Here is a 17,173-nt window from a genome sequence, read left to right as displayed (position 1 = left end):
GACGGTCAGACGCTCCACAGGCGGCGCCTGCGGTAACGCGGCTCCCACCGCATCCGGTTCATCTCCCGCACCTCGCGCGGCAGCGCCGTCAGGAAACGGCTGCGCTCGAGCGGCGCGATCCCGTCCACCAGCCACGGCACCGTCCCCTCCCGGCAGCCCCCGCCACCCGAACCGCCACCCGAAACGCCACCCGAAACGCCTCCAGATCCGCCCTGCGAACCGCACGCCGACACCGCGTCGGCGGCGAACCCCGCCCAGTCCGCCGGACCGAGCACCCGCCGCGCCAGCGCCAGCACCCCCGCCTCCTCATGCCGCAGATGCACCTCCAGCGCCGCCCGCAGCGCCCGCACCGCCGACACCAGCTCCCCCGAACCCCGCTCGTCGTCCTCCAACGCGGCGTCCAGCGCCACCACCAGCGGCCCGATCCCCTCGTACTCCGCCCGCAGCTCCGCCACCACTCCCAGGTCAGGGCCGTGACCCGCCACCGCGCGCTCCACCCGCGGCCACAACGCGCCGGCCTGCAGATCGTGGTGACGGCGCAGCTGCAGCTTCAGGTTCTCCCAGCCCGCCCGCACCTGCGGCGCGTGCGCCCGGCCCGCCGCCGCGGCCGCCGCCAGCCGCTCCAGATCCCTGCGGAACGCCGCGTGCCCCGCGCGCGCGAAGACGTCCACGAACGCCGGTCCGGCCAGCCCGAGCACGCCCGCCGCCGCCCGGCCGCCGCCGGGCTTGGTCGCCGCGCCCACCGCCGCCTCATCGGGCAGCGCGATCGAGAAAGTGTCCATACCAGGATGAGGACTTCAGCCCCACGAATGTGACGGGACGCCGATGAGATCCTGCTCACGTCCCCCTGCGGGCGCGGCCCGTCACCTCTTCCGCGCTGCGGTGCGGGCGATCGCCGCCTCGATGCCGTCCAGCACGAGTTCCAGGCCGCCCTCGAACGCCTCCCGCGCCGCCCGCTCCAGATACGACACCCCGCCATCCGACCCGCCGTCCGACCCGTCACCCGCCTCACCGCCGGCTTCAGCGGCCTCCGGCACGTCGGGGGCGCCCTCGGCGTCCAGCCACGCCACGCGCGGGAACCGCTCCGCGAACCCCGGCGCGACCTCCGTCAGCGCTCCGGCCCGCCCGTGCCACCACTGCGCCTCCGTCAGGCCCGTCGCCCGCACCGCCTGCCGCGACTCCGCCACCGTCCCCGCCGCGCCCCGCACCACGCTCGACAGCGCCGCGACCGCCCGCCGCACCCCCCGCGCGTCCAGCCCCGTCACCGCGAGCACCCCCAGCAGCGCCTCCAGGACCCCGTACTCGTTGGGCCCCAGCACCGGACGCGCCTGCGACACCTGCAGCATCCACGGATGCCGCAGGTAGAACGCCCAGCCGTCCTCCGCCCACGCCACCAGCGCCGCACGCCACCCCGCCGACACCTCGTAGGCGGCCGGCAGCTCCGCCAGCGCCCGGTCGTACATCAGGTCCACCAGCTCGGCCTTGCCCGGCACGTAGGTGTACAGCGCCATCGCCGTCCGGCCGAGCCGCTCACCGACCGCGCGCATCGACAGCGCCGCCATCCCCTCGGCGTCGGCGACCGCGATCGCCGCGTCCACGATGACCTCCACGCTCAGCCCCGGCCGCGGCCCCGGACGCGCGTGCGGCGCCGCGGCCTCCGTCCGCCCCCACAGCAGGTCCATCGAGCGGCGGGGGTCGCCCTGCCCCGCGAACACGGTCACCGAACAACTCCGTATGCCGTAAACTGATTCATTCCACGATCTCTTTACGCCATAAGCTATCAAGCCGATGCGAGGACGACGCATGCCTCTCCCGCCCACCACCGGCACCGACACCGCGGCCGGCCCCGGACCCGCCGCCGACCGGCACGACGTCATCGAGGTCCGCGGCGCCCGCGAGAACAACCTCGCCGGCGTCGACCTGGACATCCCCAAGCGCCGCCTCACCGTCTTCACCGGCGTGTCCGGCTCCGGCAAGTCGTCGCTGGTCTTCGGCACCATCGCCGCCGAGTCCCGGCGGCTGATCAACGAGACCTACACCGCGTTCCTGCAGTCGTTCATGGGCAGCCCCGCACGCCCCGACGTCGACGCGCTGCGCAACCTGTCCGCGGCGATCATCGTCGACCAGGAGCCGATGGGCGCCAACTCCCGCTCCACCGTCGGCACCGCCACCGACGCCCACACCATGCTGCGGATCGTCTTCTCCCGGCTCGCCACGCCGAGCGCCGGGACGTCCTCGGCCTACAGCTTCAACAGCGCCGAGGGCATGTGCCCCGAATGCGAGGGCCTCGGCCGCACCACCGCCATCGACCTCGACCAGCTGCTCGACCGCGACCTGTCGCTCAACGAGGGCGCCGTCACCGTCCCCGGCTTCGCCGTCGGCTCCTGGTACTGGAAGGTGCTGGCCGAATCCGGGCTCGTCGACCCCGACACCAGACTCCGCGACTACACCCCCGCCCAGTGGGACGACCTCCTCAACAAACCCGCCACCAAGATCCACAACAGCGGCCTCAACACCACCTACGAGGGCCTGCTGGTGAAGGTGAAGCGGCTCTACCTCGGCAAGGACCGCGACTCCCTGCGGCCGCACGTCCGCGCGTTCGTCGACCGCGCCGTCACCTTCAGCACCTGCCCCGCCTGCGGCGGCGCCCGCCTCAACCCCGCCGCGCTCGCCGGCCGCATCGGCGGCCTGAACATCGCCGACTGCGCCGCCATGCAGATCAGCGACCTCGCCGACGTCGTCGCCAAGATCGACGACGAGTCCGTCGCGCCGCTCGTGGCCACCCTGCGCGAGACCCTCGACTCGCTCGTGGAGATCGGCCTCGGCTACCTCAGCCTCGACCGCGAGTCCCCCAGCCTGTCGGGCGGCGAGGCGCAGCGGGTGAAGATGGTCCGCCACCTCGGCTCACCCCTCACCGACGTCACCTACGTCTTCGACGAACCCACCGCCGGCCTGCACCCCCACGACATCCAGCGGATGAACGACCTGCTGCTGCGGCTGCGCGACAAGGGCAACACCGTCCTGGTCGTCGAGCACAAGCCCGAGACGATCGCGATCGCCGACCACGTCGTCGACCTCGGCCCCGGCGCCGGGACCGCCGGCGGGCACGTCTGCTTCGCCGGCGACGTCGCCGGCCTGCGCGCCTCCGGCACCCTCACCGGACGCCACCTGGACCACCGCGCCCGGCTGCGCGAGCGGCCCCGCACCCCGACCGGTCACCTGCCGATCCGCGGCGCGAACCTGCACAACCTCAAGGACGTCGACGTCGACGTCCCGCTCGGCGTGCTCACCGTCGTCACCGGCGTCGCCGGATCCGGCAAGAGCTCCCTCGTGCACGGCGTGCTGCCCGGACGCGACGGCGTCGTCGTGGTCGACCAGTCCGCTATCCGCGGCTCCCGCCGCAGCAACCCCGCCACCTACACCGGCCTGCTCGACCACGTCCGCGCCGCGTTCGCCAAGGCCAACGGCGTCAAGGCCGCCCTGTTCAGCGCCAACTCCGAAGGCGCCTGCCCCGCCTGCAAGGGCATCGGCCTCATCTACACCGACCTGGCGATGATGGCGGGCGTCGCCGCCGTCTGCGAGAAGTGCGAGGGACGCCGCTACACCGCCGAGGTCCTCACCCACACCCTGCGCGGCAAGGACATCAGCCAGGTCCTGGCGATGCCCGTCGAGCAGGCCCGAGAGTTCTTCCCCACCGGCCCGGCCAACGCCGTCCTGGACCGGCTCGCCGGCGTCGGCCTGGGCTACCTGACCCTCGGCCAGCCCCTCACCACCCTGTCCGGCGGGGAGCGCCAGCGCCTCAAGCTCGCCGTCCACATGGCCGGCGACGCCTCCGTCTACGTCCTGGACGAACCCACCACCGGCCTGCACCTGGCCGACGTCGACCAGCTGCTCGGCCTGCTGGACCGCCTCGTCGGCGCCGGCGGGTCGGTCATCGTCATCGAGCACCACCAGGCCGTCATGGCCCACGCCGACCACATCATCGACCTCGGCCCCGGCGCCGGAGCCGACGGCGGCCGCGTCGTGTTCACGGGCACCCCCGCTGACCTGGTCGCCTCCGCCGACACCCTCACCGCCCGCCACCTGCGCGCCTACCTCGGACACGACTGACCGGGGGAAAACGCCCGGCATCCCGGGGTGTTCCCGGCCGGCCCGCCCGACGCGCCGGCCGAGGCCGGCGGTGCCGGGCCGGCCCCTCGGCGCGCCTGCCCGACTCCCGGGTCACAGCGCGACCGCCCCCACCACGGCCGCCGCCGCCACGACCAGCACGCCCACGACGTTGACGGCCATGTCCCGCTTCCAGGACCGGCGTTCGGCCTCGACGTCCAGGACGAAGACGGCAGGGTCGGCGGGGGCGTAGTGAACCGTGACGTCCAGCCCCCGCGACCCGGCGGGGTCCGGGAGCCCCGACTCGCAGTAGGCCGTGACCTCCTTGCCGTCGAGGGTGGTGAAGGCGACGACCGGCATCAGGCTGGTCCAGGTGTTGCCGTCGGTGGCGTCGCGGGTGACGCTCCTGAGCACGGCGACGACACGTCCGGGCACGGCGGCCATGGCCGCGAGGTCGCCGAGACGGCGCTTCCTGTCGCGGATGTTCCCGGGCAGGTGGTAAACGCCGGAGAGGGCCCACGGCCCGCAGAAGCCGAGCAGCGCCCACGGCCAACCCCAGTCGATCGCGGCGGCGGCGACCAGACCGGCGTAGACCAGGAACAGCGCGAAAGTGGGCCAGCCGAGGCCGCGCCCGCCTTCGGAGAGGTGGCCGGCGAACCGGAAGGCGTGGGGCCTGCCGCGCGGGTAGTGGACGCCGATCTCCCGGCCCGTCCAGGCCACGCTGATCCTCTCGCCCCGCTCACCGTCGTTGGTGACGGTGAACTCCTCTCCGGTGGCCGGGTCCTGGAACGAGACGACCACGGCTATCCCGTCCTCCGGGGAGCTTCCGTGCCGCGGTTCCCCGACCCGCTCGATCCGTCCCTTCGTCCAGACCGTCCGCTGCGCCCGGGTCGCCCCGGCCAGCGACCGCCCGTATCCGACCAGCGCCCACGTGCCGAACACCCCGCACCACAAGGCCGGATACACATGCCAGTCCATGGGTCAGCCTCCTGCCGACACGCGCCGTACGACCTTGCCCTGTCCGTCCGCATCCAGATAGGCGGTGCCTTCGGAGCCGGTCACGGAGACCCGGAGGGCGACGCTGCCGGTGAGGCGGTCGGCGGTGATCTGCCAGGTGCGCGGGGAGCCGACGCCGAGGGCGGTCGTGGCCTCCTTCACCAGGGCGGGGAAACGGTCGTAGGGCAGCGCACGGGGGTCGAGGCCCGGGGGCTGCGGGCCGGTCGGCGAGAACACGACCGACAGCAGGCGCTCCTGCACCACGACGGTGAGCGCCTGACGCGTGTCCCTGCCCCTGGTGAGCAGGCCGACGGCCCGGTCCAGTTCGCCCTTGTCGAGAAACGACCGGCCCGGGCCCAGGGTGACCGTTCCGGACGCCGACGAGATCACCGTGGTCGACGACGTGGAGGAGACGGACGGCCGCACGGCCGAAAGCGGCTCCCCGGTGTCGTCCCGGTCGAACAGGACCGCGCGGAACGACAGGACCACGACGGCCGCGCCGAGCAGCAGGCCGAAGAACGCGGCGAAGCCGGAAGCGCGGCCCTTCGAGGGCGCGGCCACCCTGGCCGTCCTGGGCGCCGAATCGAAGAGGACCGAGGCCGCCCGCTCCTCCCACTCCGGTGTCGGCCGCTTGACGATGCGCACCCGCCACGGCCTGCCCGGCGGGTACTGGACCACCACGACGCCGTGCGGCCGGTAATCGGACAGGTCCACGAGGTTGATGCCCTGCGTGATCTCCACCCGGTACGCCGGCCCGTCGTCCGGCGCGACGGTGAGCTCGAACCGGACCGGTACGTCGCTCGACTCGCCCCCGACGGCCTCCAGATCCTCGATCATCGCGAGCACCGTGCGGGGCACGACCGCCGCCTCGCGGGCACGCCTCGGCATACCGGCGAGGAAGAACAGCAGTCCGTAACCCACGGGCAGAACCGCACCCGTGACGAACAGAGGCTCGTTCTCCACGATCGCGCCCACGACGAGCGCGGCGAGCGACGTACCGACCACGCCACCGGTCAGGAACCCCCGAGCGACCGCGACGGGTGAACGGCGCGCGGGCGGCGGCGCGCCCGTGGTGATCGTCATAGGGGCGATTGTGCTGGGTTCAGGTGACGTGCGATAGGTCTCGGCGAGGCTCGCGTGCGGCGGACGTGCTCCCGACCTCAGCGGTCGCCGCCGTCAGCATCCGCAGATAGTGGGGGTTGGTCATCACCCCGAGCACGTTGCCGAACGGGTCGACGACCGACGCCGTCGCGAACCCCGTGCCCTCCCCGCGCTCGGTGATCTCCTCGTGGACGCGGGCGCCCATCGACACCAGCCGCGCCACCGCGCCCTCCAGGTCGTCGACGTGCCAGTACGCCACCGCCCCGCCCGGCTCCCCCGCCGCCGCGCCCGACGCGCCCGGACGGAAGCGCGCGTCGATCAGCCCCAGCTCGTGCTGATGGTCGCCGACCCGGAACTCCAGGTAGACCGCCCGGCCGTCCGGACCCGGGACGCGGAAGTAGGGACGCGCCCCGAGCAGCCCGGCGTACCAGTCGCCGGCCGCCTCCACGTCGTCCGCGAAGAAGCTGATCGTCGCCAGTCCACGCAGCATGCCGTTCCTCCGTCCACCAGGGGACCGGACGTCTCCCGGCCCCGACGACGACGACACTAGGACCGCATTAGGTCAGTGAACGTCCTAATGAATCGGCAAGATGGACCCCATGCGCGATCCCTCCGCACGGCTGCTGCGGCTGCTGTCCCTGCTGCAGACGCCCCGCGACTGGACCGGCGCCGAACTCGCCGACCGCCTCGGCGTCACCGGCCGCACCGTCCGCCGCGACATCGACCGGCTGCGCACCCTCGGCTACCCCGTCCGCGCCGTGCACGGCAGCACCGGCGGCTACCGGCTCACCGCCGGCACCGCGATGCCGCCGCTGCTGCTGGACGACGACGAGGCGACCGCCATCGCGATCGGCCTGCGCACCGCCGGCGCCGTCACCGGCATCGAGGACGCCTCCCAGCGCGCCCTGGCCAAACTCGAGCAGGTCCTACCGAAACGGCTGCGGCACCGCGTGACCGCGCTCGCGCGGGCCGCCGTCCCCCTGCCGCCGCACACCGACGCGCCGCCCGCCGCCGACCCCGCCGTCCTGGCCCTGCTCGCCGCCGCCTGCGTCGCCGGCGAGAACGTCCGCTTCGCCTACACCGCCGCCGACGGCACCGAAAGCCGCCGGCACGCCCAGCCCCACCGCCTCGTCACCGCCGGACGCCGCTGGTACCTGGTCGCCCACGACGAGGACCGCGCGGACTGGCGCACCTACCGCGCCGACCGCATCACCGACCCGCACCGCACCGGCGTCCGCGCCCCGGCCCGCACCCCGCCCGGCGGCGCGGACCCCACCTCCTGGGCCATGGACAACCTCGCCGGCGGTTCCGGCGCCATCCGCGCCCGCCTGCTGCTGCACGTCCCGTTCGCCGAGGCCGCCCGGCACGTCACCGCCTGGCACGGCGTCCTGGAACCGGTCGACGACCGCACCTGCCGCCTGCACACCCGCTCGGACTCCCTGCGGTACCTGGCGCACCGCGTCGCCGTCCTGGACGTCGACTACACCCTGCTCGACCCGCCCGAGCTGGCCGACCACCTCACCGCCATCGCCGACCGCGCCGCCCGCGCGACCCGCCCGTTCACCGCGCGCTGACCCGCGCGCGGACCGAGGCTCAGGCCCGGGAGGTGTCGCCCAGCGACTCCAGCAGCACCCGCAGCCTGCCCGCCAGGTCCTCCCGCTCGGACGGGCCGAGCGCGGCCAGCAGCCGCGCCTCGTTCTCCACGTGCGCGCCGACCGCCTCGTCCACGACCGCCAGGCCGCGCGGGGTGAGCCGGATCAGCACCGACCGCCGGTCCCCGGCGTCGCGGACCCGCTCCACCAGCCCCTTGGCCTCCATCCGGTCGATGCGGTTGGTGATGGCGCCCGAGGTGACCATCGCCGCCTTCAGCAGCGCGCCCGCGGTCAGCTCGTAGGGCGCGCCCGACCGCCGCAGCGTCGCCAGCACGTCGAACTCCCAGCTCTCCAGGCCCCGCTCGGCGAAGAACCCGCGCAGCTCGCGGTGCAGCAGCATCTGCAGTCGGGAGATCCGGCCGATGATCCCCATCGGCCACACGTCCAGGTCGGGCCGCTCCCGCCGCCACTGCGCGAGGATGTCGTCCACCGCGTCCGCCATCGCCGCCTCCCTATCTCAACGTTGAGAATATCAATCGGCGGCGATTCGGGAGGCGGCGCTACGCCGGCGTCACCCCGCGGTGGCCGCGCCGCCGGTCAGGTGACGGCCCAGGAAGTCCAGCTCGGCCGCGACGACCTGCTCGTGCTGCTCCAGGAACGGGGCGTAGTGCCGGCCGGGAACGCGGAGGAGTTCCGCACGGGGCATGCGGCCCGCCGCGCGGATCGCGGCGGGCGGGTAGGCCGCCATGTCCTGCTCGCAGACCACCACCAGCACCGGGCACCGGACGCGCCGCGCCGCGCGTCCGGGCTGGTAGAGCGCGAACCGCAGCGCCGAACGCGCGGCGATCTCCTGCCGCCAGGCGCCGTACCGGCCGTCCGGGTCCAGCGCCCGCGCGCCCTCCAAGGCGTCGGGGGTGGACAGCACCCCCACCTGCCCCGGCGGCGCCGCGAGCGGCACCGTCCGGGGCGCCCGGCCCGCCACCGCACCGGCGGCGTCGGCGATGCCGGTGGCGGCCAGGCGCAGCAGCGCCCCTGGAGTCTGGTGGGACGTGGCGCTGCGCGAGGCCGCCCAGCCGCCGACCGCGGGGGTCTGCGCGACCACCGCGGCGAGCGCGGGATCGCCCGCCGCGACGCGCAGCAGATGCCCGCCCGACAGCGAGAACCCCCACGCCGCGACCGCGGCCGGGTCGACGTCCGGCAGCGACCGCGCGCGGCCGATCGCGGCCCGCCAGTCCGCCAGGTGCTCGCCCACCCGCGCGACCTGGCGCGGCAGCCCGCCGCTCTCCCCCAGATGCCGGTAGTCGAAGGCCAGCACACCGAACCCGGCCCGGGCGAACCGCTCCGCGAACCGGTCGGTGCCCGGCTCCTTGGTGACCCCGAACCCGCCGGCCATGACCACGCACGCGCCGTTCGAACTCGGATAGTGCCAGGCCGCGCACTGCGCGCCGCCGCTGTCGAACCGGACCTTCTCCCGCTGTACGGACGTCCGCATGCCTGCCTCCGGATGGACGGACTAGCTGTCCTTGAAGTGAACCACGTGGTTCACAAATCTGTCCATCGCGTCGCGCAGCGGGTCACTTCCCCGGCGCCTGCAGGATCCACAGCCGCCCGTCGGGGTCCCGGACGGTCATCTCGCGGCTCCCGTAGTGGGTGTCCTCGAACGGCGTCACCACCTCGACGCCCGCGCCGGGACGGAACTCCTCCGCGTCCGCCACCTTCAGCACCATCCGCGCGTGCGGCTCCCGGTCCTCGGGCACCTCGGCGATGAAGACGTAGGGGCCGTCGCCCTTGCGGAGCCGCCCGGAGTTGTGATCGGTCTCGAACTCCAGCTCGAACCCCAGCGACCGGAAGAACCCGGCCGCCTTCCCCCAGTTGTGCGTCTCCAGGTAGACGGCCTCGAAGCCTTCGGTGGTCATCTCACTTCCCCTTCTCGCTGGACCGCTCCTGCGGGCCGCCGTCGTCGAGGTAGGCGCGCAGCGCCTCCGCGACCAGCGCCGACAGCGACAGCTCCGCCTCGATGGCACGGTGCTTCACCTGCTTGATCAGCCCGATCGGCAGGTACACGTTGAACTGCTTGACGTCCTCGTCGCCCACGCGAGGATGCTAGCACACTAGCTCAGTAGCCCTTCGGTCAATGTCCGGCGCTGGCTGCGATGAGGACCACCGTCTACGCCCGGCAGTACCTCGCCTACCGCGCCACCCTCGCCTGCGCCAACCGCATCCGCGCCGTCCACATGAGAACACACCACAAAGCCCCGGCAGCACGTGAATGCTGCCGGGGCCGAGTGGTGATGCGTGCGGGCCGGTGTGCGGGTCGCCTCTCGGCGAATGGCGCGACGCGGCTCCAGCCGGACGGTATTCCGCGAAGGCGATAGATGAGGCCCGGGGACACCAGGCACACCGACCATCATGTATAACCACCCGACCCCGCATGCTGTTCCCGCCCCGCACAGAGGTAGCGGGAGGCCGGACGCTCGATTCCCTGGCCTCCCGCGCCGGTGCGGCAGTGGTCAGGTGCTGACCGCCTTCTTGTAGAGGCGGGTGGCCAGGGGGACGAACACGACCAGGAGGACGGCGATCCAGAGCAGCGACGCCAGGACGGCGTGCCGGATCGGCCAGACGTCCGAGGTCCTCAGCACCGCGCTGGTGTTGCCGAAGAGTTCGCGTGCCGCCTGGGTGAAGGTGGAGACGGGGTTCCATTCGGCGACGACGCGCAGCGGCGCGGGGAGCTTCGAGCTGTCCAGGAAGGCGTTGGAGACGAACACCAGCGGGAACGAGACCATGGTGGCGACGTTGTTGAAGCTCTCCGGCGTGCGCAGGGCCAGCGCGACGGTCGCGGTGACCCACGAGAACGCGTAGGCGAACAGCATCAGCAGCCCGAACCCCAGCACCGCCTCGGAGAGCGAGGTGTGCACCCGCCAGCCGACGATCAGCCCCATCACCGCCATGACGGCCAGGCCGGCGAGGTTCATCAGCAGGTCGCTGACGGTCTGCCCGATCAGCACCGCGGACGGGGCCATCGGCAGCGAGCGGAACCGGTCGAAGATGCCCTTCTGCAGGTCCAGGGTCAGCGTGTACCCGGTGATCTGCGCGCTCATGATCACCGCCTGGACGAAGATGCCGGGCAGCAGGAACTCCCGGTACGACATCCCCGGCACGTGGATGGCGCTGCCGAAGACGTAGGCGAACAGCAGCACCAGCACGACCGGCAGCATGATCACGCCGCCGAGCATGTCCGGCGACCGCCGGATCTTCAGGGCGTTGCGCTTGGCGATGGTCCACCCGTCGGCGACGGGCATGATGACGGCGTTCATCGGACGGCCTCCCGGGGCTGCTCGCCGGCGCCGGACGCCTGGTGCCCGGTCAGGGTGAGGTAGACGTCGTCGAGGGTCGGGCGCCGCAGCCCGGCGTCCCGGATCCGGACGCCGTCCTCGGCGAGGCGGCCGAGGACGCTGCGGAGCGCCTCGGGGCCGTCGGTCACCGGGACGGTGATCCGGAGCGACTCCGGCGCGGCCCGCATGGCGCCGACGGCGACCCAGGCGAGCGCCTGCCGGGCGGTCTCCAGCTCGCCGGCGTCGGCCACCGTCAGCTCGATGCGGCTGCCGCCGACCTGGTCCTTGAGCTCGTCGGCGGTGCCGCGGGCGATGGCGCGGCCGTGGTCGACCACCATGACCTGGTCGGCGAGGCGGTCGGCCTCCTCCATGTACTGGGTGGTCAGCAGCAGCGTGCTGCCGGCGCCGACGAGTTCGGAGATCGTGTCCCAAAGGGCGGCTCGGGCGCGTGGGTCCAGGCCGGTGCTGGGCTCGTCCAGGAACAGCACCGGCGGGTCGGCGACCAGCGCGGCGGCGAGGTCGATGCGTCGGCGCATGCCGCCGGAGTAGCCCTTCACCGGACGGTCCGCGGCGTCGGAGAGGTCGAAGCGTTCGAGCAGTTCGCGGGCGCGGGCCCTGCTGCGCTTGGCGCCCAGGTGGTAGAGGCGCCCGACCATCTCCAGGTTCTCGGCGCCGGTGAGGTGCTCGTCGACGGCGGCGTACTGGCCGGACAGCCCGATGTGGGCGCGCAGCCGCCGGGCGTCCTCGACGACGTCGTGTCCGGCGACGGTGGCGCGTCCGGCGTCGGGCCGCAGCAGCGTGGTCAGGACCCGCACGGCGGTGGTCTTGCCGGCGCCGTTCGGGCCGAGCAGGGCGAGCACCGTGCCCTGCGGGACGGAGAAGCTCAGCCCGTCCAGGGCCGTCACCTCGCCGTATCTCTTCACCAGCCCTTCGGCGGTGATCGCGTCGCTCATGAGGGGCTCCCTTGCTGGTCCTCGGGGGTCAGGACCGGTGGACGTCGATGTCGCCCCAGTTGGTGTGCGCGTGCACTTCCACGACCGCGTCGGACGGCTCGGGCCCGTCCGCGGCGGTCAGGGTGCTGCGCACGACGCCGTTCTTGGAGTGCAGGTCCAGCCAGGCGGCCGTGCCCTCGGCGATGCCGACGCCGACCTTGCCGTGGCCGGTCTCCAGCCGGACGGTGCCGCTCACCGCCTCGCCGATCCGGATCCGGCCGTGCGCGGTCTTGACGGTGAGACCGGCCAGCGTGCGGCCCACGGTGACGTCACCGGTGCCGGTCTTCAGTTGCAGGTCCCCGGTCACCTCGCCCAGCGTGATGGATCCGGTGGAGGCCTTCACGGTGCCGGTGCCGTCGATGGCGCCGATCCGGATCGACCCGGTGGAGGTGGCCGCCTCGGCCTGGCCGGTCACCCGGTCCACGGTGATGTCGCCGGTGGAGGTCTTGGCGTCCAGCGGACCGGTCTCCTCCAGCCGCACGTCCCCGATCGAGCTGTGCACGACGGCCTCGCCGAGCGCGCCGGTGGCGACGACCTCCGCCGCGACCTTGGCCTCCAGGCGGGACCCGGCGGGCAGGTCGATGGTCACCTCGATGGAGCCGCGCCAGGGCAGCACGTACTTCAGGCCCTTGGGCTTGGGTCCCTTGACCAGCAGCCGTCCGCCGGAGCACTCCACGACCGTCCGCTCGGCGGCCTGCACGCTCGCCTCCGCGGACGGGTCGCTCGGACGCACCTCCACCACGGTGTCGGTGCGGTCGCTCGCGTTGATCCGGACCTGGCCGCCGTAGACGTCGATGTCGGCGGTGATCGGCTCGGGGGTGTCGAAAGTAGGCATGGCGGAGCCCTCCTCATGGGTCCGGTCCAACATCCCGGCGCGGGGCCGGGCGATGAGTGAAGAAATGAAGCCGAGCGGATGCCGCTAGCGCACCCAGCCGGTGTAGCCGCGCCCGCTCTGGGGCCGCCGCGCCTGCTCGGCGGGACGGCCGCCCGCGCCGGGCTCGAACGCGGCGGAGACGGCACGGACCAGCCAGGCGTTGACCGAGATCCCCTGCCGGCCCGCCGCCTCCTCCACGCGCAGCTTGAGGTGCTCGGGCAACCGCAAGGTCATCCGCGCGGTGCCGCCCTCCTCCCCCGACGGCGGCACGGCCTCGGGCACCGGCACCGGCGACGGTGCGGCGACGGCAGCGTCTGGGGACGGCGCGGGCGGCGGCGTCACCACGAACGCCGGTTCGCCGCCCCGCAGCCGCACGTCGACCGAGCCCGGTGCGAGATCCCGGGTGATCTCGTCGGCCGCGGCCGACAGCGCCTCCAGCAGCGCGAGCCTGGCCGCCGAGTCGAGCGCCCCGGTGAGCCGCTCGGCCAGCGCCCGCGCATCCGGACCCCCCGCCTCGGCGGCGACGGCGAGTTCGCGGCGGAGGTTCTCGACATACGGCATCAAGTCCATGCCACCACCATGACGCCAAAGTGACGTCGTGTCAAGCCAACATGACGTCACTTGGCATCTGGCTGACGTCACACGCCGCGAGAAGGTGCGGCCGCGGCGGGCCGAGGGGCTCGCCGCGACCACCTCCCCGCTAGTCCCCGGGCATCACGGTGAAGGTGAACCCGGTGGTCGTCGGACGGCGCAGCGGGATCTCGCACTTGATCCGGCGCAGCACCTCGCTCCTGCTGACGCCGAGGCCCTGCGCGATGAGCCGGTCCGGACGCACCGGCACCGGATCCTCGAACACGACCTGCACCCGGACCGGCCATGCCTCGTCGAGCCATGCCGACGGGGCGTCCAGCCGCCAGGCGCCCGTCCAGTCCAGGGCGAAGCGGTTGCGCCGGGCGAGCAGCGGATCCAGCAGCGTGGACGCCACCAGGTCCGGATCGTTGACGCGGTAGCCGTGGAGTTCGGCCGGATCGAAGGACCTGACCGGCGCCCGCTCGTGGACGGTGAGCTTGCTCGTCCGGTCGCAGGACGTGCAGCGGACCAGCAGCCACACGTCCAGCAGCTTGCCGTTGGCGTTGACGCGGAACCTGCCCTCGCCGGTGGTGGCCGACTCCGACCGGCAGTCCGCGCACCGCAGTGACAGCAGAGGCAGCCGGGTCCGGCGAACGACCCAGGGCAGCACGGTATGAGGTTGTGAAGACATGATCTCTCTGGACCTGACACGAGGCCGATTGCGCGCGGCCTCGAACGCTGTACGGCCGGGCGCGCGAGGGCAGCCCGGCAGAGCCGACGGGGTCCGTCGGCTACAGGTGAGCGGAAGAAGGTGTCAGGTCTAAAGAGCAGGCGGGGTCACGCGGGTCCGTCCTCTGTCCTCACGGCGATGGGCCGCAGGCAACCTACGGGAGGGCGGACGAACCGTTCAAACGGTTTTCCGGCGCCGCGAACCTCCGCATCAGCCCCGGCCCGCAGAACACGCTGCCCTCCGGGTTTGCCAGGCACGAGGCCGGCGACGCGGCCAGTGCCTTGTGCGCCCGTTTCTATTCGCTGCCGACGAGGCCGCGGGCGCGCACACACCGTACAAGGGGCGTGACAAGTCCGAGCCGCAAAAGGACCCCGACCGCGCATACGCCGAACTCCGCGGACCCGGTGAACGACCGAACGCCCAGCTCAAGCCATGGAGAGTCCTACGAAAGCCGGGCTGCTGCCCCCACCGCGCCGGCCGCCTCACCAAAGCCATCCGCACCCCGCAATACCGGGGGCCGCAGCACACCGAAAAGGCTCAGTGCGTCAAGGGCGGCTATGGCTATGTTGATGTGTTGTTGGACTTGGCTTGGCTTCCTTTGGTGACCACCTCAATTGTCTCGATCTCAAGGCATCTCACTATGCAAGAACTTGGCCGCCTCTTATGGGCGACTGGCAGGTAGTCGCGTACTGTCACGGATCGCGCCTTTTACGCCTATCTCCGAAAGAGACCCAGGGTGGAGCGACTCGACTCAAGTGGATTGACCATTAAGGGGAGCCCTCTTTGACCAGTCATCAAGTGCAGCTGCTTCTCCTGGACGTAACGTTGATTCTGCTGGTGGCGCGCGGGCTCGGCGCGCTGGCCGGGCGTGTGGGGCAGCCAGCCGTAGTGGGCGAGATAATCGCCGGTATTCGCTCGGGCCCACGCTGATGGACGGCGCGATCTCGGACGCCCTGTTCCCCGCCGATGTGCGGTCCTCGCTTACGGGCGTCGCGAATCTCGGTCTGGCTCTGTTCATGTTCGGCGTCGGGCTCGAGGCAGACGCCGGTGCGCTGCGAGGCAGAGGACGGCTGGCCATCGGCGGACTTCTCGGAGCCAACCTCGTCCCTCTCGCACTGGGCATCGGTCTGGGGTTCTCCCTGCTGCGCGAGTATTCGGCGCGAGGCGCGTCGCCGACCGCGTTCGTGCTGTTCATCGGTCTGGCGATCTCGGTGACCGCCTTCCCGGTGCTCGCGAGGATCATCGACGGCCGGGGGTTGTTCGCCACCGAGTTGGGCGGACTGGCGCTGGCGATCGCCGCCCTGGTCGATGTAGTGGCCTGGGCGGAACTCGCCGGCGTCCAGGCCATGGTCGGTGGCGGAGCAACGTTGTGGCGTACAGCCTTGTTCGTCCTCTACGGGGCTGGTGTGCTCCTCGTCGTCCGGCCCGTGTTGCACAGGCTCATCCGCGCGGAGCGGAGCCGGAAAGCCCCTGCGGCGTGGACCTTCCCCGTGGTTCTGGCGGGTGCGCTGCTGTCCGGTGCGGCCACCGAGGCAATGGGCATGCACTTCATTCTCGGTTCCTTTCTGTTCGGCATGGCCATACCGCGCACCGGCGGCGGTGCATTGCATGCCGACGTTAGCGACGGCCTCACCCGACTCACCTCGGTGCTACTGCCGGTGTACTTCGTGGTCGCCGGGCTGCAGATCAACCTGACGTCCCTGAAGATCTCCAGCCTCTGGCAGTTCGGCGCCATTCTTTTCGTCGCGGTGGTGAGCAAGCTTGGCGGGACCTACCTGGGACTGCGGACCCAGGGCATGTCCGCGCGGCCCTCGATGGCCATCGCGGCCCTGATGAACACGCGGGGGCTGACGGGGCCGATCGTCGTAGGAATCGGCCTGCAGATGCACCTTTTCGGCGGCGAATTGTACGCACTGATGATCGTCATGATGCTCGTCACCACCCTCATGACGGATCCGTTGCTGTCGCTGACGTATCGCGGCACGGTGAAGATCCCCGGCTCCATCCGCGAGGGCGAAGAGTCCGCGAGATTGCAAGTGGCAACGCCGCCCTGACGTCGCGGGGCGCGGTCGGTGAAGTCCGTCAGACCCGGTTCGCGGGCTCGTCGCCGGCGAGGACGGCCGCGGTCATGGACAGGTGGAGGGTGAGGGCCTCGGCCGCGGCGTCGGCGTCGCGGGCCAGCGCCGTCTCCTCCAGCCGGCGGTGCTCGCCGACGGCGTCCCGCTCGGGCCCGCGGTGCGCAGACCAGCGGCGGGCCAGCTCGCTGGCGGTCCACAGCCGGTCGAACGTCTCCAGCAGGACGGGGTTGCCGCACCCCTCCAGCAGGGTGCGATGGAACACCCGATGGGCTTCGGCCCAGGCGGCGGTGTAGTACTCACCCTCGTCCGGCGCGTACGGCGGAGTGCGGGCCAGACGGTGGAAGGCGGCGCGCACCCGGGCCTCCCAGTCGATGTCGCCGCGCTCGATGGACATGCGCAGCATGACCGGTTCGACGGCCCGGCGGGCCTCGGCGATCTCCTGCCAGCGGCGGTCGGAGAAGGCCGGGACGGCGAAGCCGCGGTTCGGCAGCCGGTCCGCGAGGCCCTCGCCGACCAGCCGCACGAGCGCCTCGCGCACCACGGCCAGGCTCACCCCCTGCTGCTTGGCGAGGTTGTGCGGCTTGAGGGCGTCGCCGGGGACGTGCTCTCCCCGCATGATCGCGTCCCGGAGGCGTGCGTGGACCTGCTCGGAGAGCATCCGCTTTCCCGGCCCGGCCTCCAGGGACGGGGGGTGCGCTGTCTGAGGCATGGCGCCAGCATAGACGAAGATGCAGATAATCGATTTTCGATGCTATGGTCGATTCATGGCGAGGTGAGAGCGGACGGCCCCGCCCCCTGCAC

18 protein-coding genes and 1 pseudogene are annotated in these 17,173 nt (G+C 72.4%); 4 read left to right on the top strand and 15 right to left on the bottom strand.

Annotated elements, in window-relative coordinates:
• Window positions 1-5: 5 nt before the first annotated feature.
• Together amrb99_RS15615 and amrb99_RS15610 are read right to left on the bottom strand one after the other, a co-directional pair.
• Window positions 6-782: a hemerythrin domain-containing protein gene (locus tag amrb99_RS15615; protein WP_190856678.1), complete on the bottom strand. Its 777-nt coding sequence runs from the start codon at window positions 780-782 to the stop codon at window positions 6-8.
• An 81-nt stretch (window positions 783-863) separates the two neighbouring features.
• Window positions 864-1,721, bottom strand: coding sequence for a TetR/AcrR family transcriptional regulator C-terminal domain-containing protein (locus amrb99_RS15610; RefSeq protein ID WP_190856677.1), 858 nt, complete (start codon window positions 1,719-1,721; stop codon window positions 864-866).
• An 82-nt stretch (window positions 1,722-1,803) separates the two neighbouring features.
• Between amrb99_RS15610 and amrb99_RS15605 the strand changes: the two genes are divergently transcribed.
• The gene (locus amrb99_RS15605) at window positions 1,804-4,110 is read left to right on the top strand and encodes an excinuclease ABC subunit UvrA (protein WP_190856676.1); all 2,307 of its coding nucleotides are present in this window, start codon (window positions 1,804-1,806) and stop codon (window positions 4,108-4,110) included.
• 111 nt (window positions 4,111-4,221) lie between these two features.
• On the opposite strand, the gene amrb99_RS15600 is transcribed toward amrb99_RS15605, so the two are convergent.
• The 3 genes from amrb99_RS15600 to amrb99_RS15590 are packed head-to-tail and all read right to left on the bottom strand — an operon-like array spanning window position 4,222 to window position 6,694.
• Window positions 4,222-5,085 (bottom strand): DUF3592 domain-containing protein, encoded by an 864-nt coding sequence (locus amrb99_RS15600; protein WP_190856675.1) that lies wholly within the window; start codon window positions 5,083-5,085, stop codon window positions 4,222-4,224.
• A 3-nt stretch (window positions 5,086-5,088) separates the two neighbouring features.
• The gene (locus tag amrb99_RS15595) at window positions 5,089-6,186 is read right to left on the bottom strand and encodes a hypothetical protein (protein WP_190856674.1); all 1,098 of its coding nucleotides are present in this window, start codon (window positions 6,184-6,186) and stop codon (window positions 5,089-5,091) included.
• A 19-nt stretch (window positions 6,187-6,205) separates the two neighbouring features.
• On the bottom strand, window positions 6,206-6,694 hold the full coding sequence (locus amrb99_RS15590) for a VOC family protein (RefSeq protein WP_190856673.1): 489 nt from the start codon (window positions 6,692-6,694) through the stop codon (window positions 6,206-6,208).
• A gap of 109 nt (window positions 6,695-6,803) precedes the next feature.
• Between amrb99_RS15590 and amrb99_RS15585 the strand changes: the two genes are divergently transcribed.
• Window positions 6,804-7,778: a WYL domain-containing protein gene (locus tag amrb99_RS15585; protein WP_190856672.1), complete on the top strand. Its 975-nt coding sequence runs from the start codon at window positions 6,804-6,806 to the stop codon at window positions 7,776-7,778.
• Between the two features lie 19 nt (window positions 7,779-7,797).
• Here amrb99_RS15585 and amrb99_RS15580 read toward each other — a convergent pair whose 3' ends face one another.
• The 9 genes from amrb99_RS15580 to amrb99_RS15540 all read right to left on the bottom strand — a co-directional run bounded on the left by amrb99_RS15580 (window position 7,798) and on the right by amrb99_RS15540 (window position 14,234).
• Window positions 7,798-8,298, bottom strand: coding sequence for a MarR family transcriptional regulator (locus tag amrb99_RS15580; RefSeq protein ID WP_190856671.1), 501 nt, complete (start codon window positions 8,296-8,298; stop codon window positions 7,798-7,800).
• Window positions 8,299-8,367: 69 nt separating this feature from the next.
• Window positions 8,368-9,288, bottom strand: coding sequence for an alpha/beta hydrolase (locus amrb99_RS15575; protein ID WP_190856670.1), 921 nt, complete (start codon window positions 9,286-9,288; stop codon window positions 8,368-8,370).
• 82 nt (window positions 9,289-9,370) lie between these two features.
• Window positions 9,371-9,712 carry a VOC family protein gene (locus amrb99_RS15570; RefSeq protein ID WP_190856669.1) on the bottom strand — a complete coding sequence of 114 codons (342 nt, stop codon included), beginning with the start codon at window positions 9,710-9,712 and terminating at the stop codon, window positions 9,371-9,373.
• A gap of 1 nt (window position 9,713) precedes the next feature.
• A complete protein-coding gene (locus tag amrb99_RS15565; protein WP_190856668.1) occupies window positions 9,714-9,890 on the bottom strand; it encodes a CopG family transcriptional regulator in 177 nt (58 codons plus the stop codon).
• 416 nt (window positions 9,891-10,306) lie between these two features.
• On the bottom strand, window positions 10,307-11,110 hold the full coding sequence (locus amrb99_RS15560; RefSeq protein ID WP_190856667.1) for an ABC transporter permease: 804 nt from the start codon (window positions 11,108-11,110) through the stop codon (window positions 10,307-10,309).
• Window positions 11,107-12,081: an ATP-binding cassette domain-containing protein gene (locus amrb99_RS15555; protein ID WP_190856666.1), complete on the bottom strand. Its 975-nt coding sequence runs from the start codon at window positions 12,079-12,081 to the stop codon at window positions 11,107-11,109. Before amrb99_RS15555 ends, amrb99_RS15560 begins: the two co-directional genes overlap by 4 nt.
• Window positions 12,082-12,109: 28 nt before the next feature.
• Window positions 12,110-12,955 (bottom strand): DUF4097 family beta strand repeat-containing protein, encoded by an 846-nt coding sequence (locus tag amrb99_RS15550; protein ID WP_190856665.1) that lies wholly within the window; start codon window positions 12,953-12,955, stop codon window positions 12,110-12,112.
• Between the two features lie 84 nt (window positions 12,956-13,039).
• Window positions 13,040-13,564 (bottom strand): toxin-antitoxin system HicB family antitoxin, encoded by a 525-nt coding sequence (locus tag amrb99_RS15545; RefSeq protein ID WP_190856664.1) that lies wholly within the window; start codon window positions 13,562-13,564, stop codon window positions 13,040-13,042.
• A gap of 130 nt (window positions 13,565-13,694) precedes the next feature.
• Window positions 13,695-14,234 carry a DUF1062 domain-containing protein gene (locus amrb99_RS15540; protein WP_347256689.1) on the bottom strand — a complete coding sequence of 180 codons (540 nt, stop codon included), beginning with the start codon at window positions 14,232-14,234 and terminating at the stop codon, window positions 13,695-13,697.
• Between the two features lie 388 nt (window positions 14,235-14,622).
• Between amrb99_RS15540 and amrb99_RS15535 the strand changes: the two are divergent.
• Both amrb99_RS15535 and amrb99_RS15530 read left to right on the top strand, forming a co-directional pair.
• A pseudogene (locus tag amrb99_RS15535) lies at window positions 14,623-14,790 on the top strand (IS5/IS1182 family transposase); the annotation flags it as partial.
• Window positions 14,791-15,223: 433 nt separating this feature from the next.
• Window positions 15,224-16,348: a cation:proton antiporter gene (locus amrb99_RS15530; protein WP_206699952.1), complete on the top strand. Its 1,125-nt coding sequence runs from the start codon at window positions 15,224-15,226 to the stop codon at window positions 16,346-16,348.
• Between the two features lie 28 nt (window positions 16,349-16,376).
• On the opposite strand, the gene amrb99_RS15525 is transcribed toward amrb99_RS15530, so the two are convergent.
• The gene (locus tag amrb99_RS15525; RefSeq protein WP_190856662.1) at window positions 16,377-17,081 is read right to left on the bottom strand and encodes a GntR family transcriptional regulator; all 705 of its coding nucleotides are present in this window, start codon (window positions 17,079-17,081) and stop codon (window positions 16,377-16,379) included.
• Window positions 17,082-17,173: the final 92 nt, after the last annotated feature.

This window comes from Actinomadura sp. RB99, assembly GCF_014706005.1.
In the GTDB taxonomy this organism is placed as follows: Bacteria; Actinomycetota; Actinomycetes; order Streptosporangiales; family Streptosporangiaceae; genus Spirillospora.
Note: the sequence above shows the minus strand (reverse complement) of the source record. Positions and strands in the feature narration are given on the sequence as shown.